The organism is Asanoa siamensis (assembly GCF_016862555.1).
Taxonomy (GTDB): Bacteria; Actinomycetota; Actinomycetes; order Mycobacteriales; family Micromonosporaceae; genus Asanoa; species Asanoa siamensis.
Map to the genome: position 1 here is coordinate 1 of NZ_BONE01000192.1, position 1,383 is coordinate 1,383.

The 1,383-nt window shown below is 67.0% G+C and carries 1 pseudogene; it reads right to left on the reverse strand.

The features are described from left to right. Positions 1 to 42: 42 nt before the first annotated feature. A pseudogene (locus tag Asi02nite_RS41185) lies at positions 43 to 1,337 on the reverse strand (IS256 family transposase). Positions 1,338 to 1,383: the final 46 nt, after the last annotated feature.

The window sequence follows — 1,383 nt, forward strand, 5'->3', positions numbered from 1 at the left end:
GGGGACTGTCAATCGAACGGTGTAACGCTGGCTGTTGGTTGACTACTTGCGGGTGGGGTTGAGGCGGCCTTCGAAGGTCATCTCGAAGGCGTTCAGGGCGGGCTTCCAGCGGATCGCCCACCGGCGCCGTCCGGCGCCGGTGGGGTCGAGGCTCATGACCGCCAGGTAGACGCACTTGAGCGCGGCCTGCTCGTTCGGGAAGTGCCCGCGGGCGCGGACGGCCCGGCGGATGCGGGCGTTGACCGACTCGATCGCGTTGGTCGAGCAAACGACCTTGCGGATCTCGACATCGAAGGCCAGGAACGGCACGAACTCGGCCCAGGCGTTGTCCCACAGCCTGACAATTGCCGGATACTTGCCGCCCCACTCCTGCACGAACTCTGCGAATCGAGCCTTCGCCGCGGCTTCGGTCGGTGCCGTGTGGATCGGACGCAGCGCTTTGGCGATCGCGTCGTAGTCCTGGCGGCCGGCGTAGCGGAACGAGTTGCGCAGCAGGTGGATCACACAGGTCTGGACAACCGCCTGGGGCCAGGTCTGCCCGATCGCGTCCGGCAGCCCTTTCAACCCGTCGCAGACGACCATGCACGCATCCTCGACACCCCGGTTCTTGAGCTCGGTGAGGACCTGGAGCCAGAACTTGGCGCCTTCGCCGCCGTCACCGGCCCACAGGCCCAGGATGTCGCGGGTGCCCTCGACCGTGACCGCCAAGGCGACGTAGACGGGCCGGTTGGCGACCTTCCCGTCGCGGATCTTCACGTGAACGGCGTCCAAAAAAATCACCGGGTAGACGGGGTCGAGGGGTCGGTTCTGCCACTCACCCATCGCGTCGAGGACCTTGTCGGTGATCGTCGAGATCGTCTGGCGGGACACCTGCGCGCCGTAGACCTCGGCCAGGTGCGCCTGGATCTCCCCGGTGGTCAAACCCTTCGCGGACAGCGAGATGACCATGTCCTCGACGCCGGTCAGCCGACGCTGACGCTTGCGCACGATCTGCGGCTCGAACGAGCCGTCACGTCGCGGGGCACGCTGACCTCGACCGGGCCGACCTCGGTCAACACGGTCTTGCCCCGGGCACCGTTTCGGGAGTTCTGGCCGTTGTTGCCGGCCGGGTCGCCCTTGTCATAGCCGAGGTGATCGGTGATCTCACCATCCAACGCGGCCTCGAGCACGCGTTTGGTCAGCTGCGCCAGCAGCCCGCCTTCGCCGGTCAACTGCAGGCCCGCCACGCGAGCCTGCTCGACCAGCCGGCCCACCAGCTCGGCGTCCACACCCGCGTCGGCGGGCCTGTCCTTCTTCGGCACCGCGGCAGTATCCACGGCGACCGTCGCGTCCGTCATCAGGTGCTACTCCCTCGATCAGGAGTTACACCGTTCGTTTTACAGA